Origin of the sequence: Mycobacterium sp. 1245852.3, assembly GCF_001669335.1 — a bacterium.
Taxonomy (GTDB): domain Bacteria; phylum Actinomycetota; class Actinomycetes; order Mycobacteriales; family Mycobacteriaceae; genus Mycobacterium; species Mycobacterium europaeum_A.
Genome location: NZ_LZLL01000429.1, coordinates 1 through 1,407, shown reverse-complemented (window position 1 = coordinate 1,407; position 1,407 = coordinate 1). Strand labels below are relative to the sequence as shown.

The 1,407-nt window shown below is 63.0% G+C and carries 1 protein-coding gene and 1 pseudogene; both read left to right on the top strand.

The annotated features are described in order from the left end of the window. Positions 1-324: alpha/beta fold hydrolase (locus A9W96_RS19045; protein ID WP_197499569.1), on the top strand; the 324-nt coding region annotated here is incomplete at its 5' end. Between the two features lie 156 nt (positions 325-480). Then, positions 481-1,407 (top strand): annotated as a pseudogene (locus A9W96_RS30615) (IS481 family transposase); the annotation flags it as partial.

The window sequence follows — 1,407 nt, the reverse complement described above, 5'->3', positions numbered from 1 at the left end:
GCCAACTATCCGCTCGACATCGACTGGCTCAACGACGTTGGAGCAGCCAGCTTTCAACGCGCACATGATCCGGGCGGCAAGCTCCGCCAGCAAGCAGCGATGTTCGCCGCCCCCGACCGCACCCGAGCACTATCCACACTGACGCTTCCGGCCCTGGTCATGCACGGCACCCTCGACCCGCTCATCAAACCCGCCGGCGGCTACGCCACCGCCAAAGCTATCCCCGGCGCCAAACTCGTCATGCTCGACGGCGTCGGACACGGCGCATTCCCACGGCAGGTCTGGCCCACAATGCTCGACAACATCGCCGAGATCGCCGCATAGGGCGGCCTCTTCACGGCTGTTGCCTGTCCCGAGCGTTCCCGGAGCGCCTTCGGATTCACCACGCCGGCGATTCCTCGAAGTAACAGCGGCACAGCCGATCCCGGCCAGATCCGCGTCCACCACCTATCGCCAGCCCAATGACAAGAAAGTCCAACCGTGTCCCACCGCAACGCCCCACTGTCCCTAGAAGGTCGCCGCCGCCTCGTTGAGGGCTGCCAACGTCGCCCTATCGCTCACGTCGCCGCCGAGATGGGCATCTCGCGGTCCTGCGCATCCAAGTGGGTGAACCGATACCGCAACCACGGAGAGCTAGGCCTTCAAGATCGCTCATCGGCGCCGCACCGTCAGCCGACGACGACGTCAGCCGACACTGTCACCAAGGTTGAACATTGGCGTCGAACCTGGAAGTGGTCGGCATCGCGAATTGCCTTCGAGCTTAACAGCGAGGGCATCGCGATCAGCCGACGTACCGTGACCCGCCACCTCACCCAGCTGGGACTCCAACGCCGCCGATTCATCGATCCCAACGGCGGCAGCAACCGTAAGCCGCTCAAGATCATCGCCCGCTGCCCAGGTCATCAGATCCACCTCGACGTTAAGAAAGTCGGACGAATACCCGACGGCGGCGGATGGAGGACCCACGGCCGTGCCAGCAACCAGGCCCGCTCCGTAGCTCGCGGCAAGGCCCAGGGCGCGCGGCGGATATGTTTATATGCATTCCGCCATCGATGGCTTCTCCCGCCTCGCCTACACCGAAGCGTTGACAGACGAGAAAGCCTCTACGGCAATCGGATTCATGCATCGGGCGCGAGCCTGGTTCGCCGCACACGGCATCATACGAATCGAGCGGATCGTAACTGATAACGGAGCCTGCTACCGAGCCGACTCCTTCGCCCGCGCCATGCTCGGAGCACGTCACCAAAAGATCGCGCCTTACACCCCACGTCATAACGGAAAAGTAGAGCGATACAACCGAATACTGGCCGAAGAGTTCCTCTACGCACACGCATGGACATCAGAGCAACAGCGCGCAGACGCCCTCGGCATCTGGAACGTCCACTACAACTACCACCGGCCTCACAG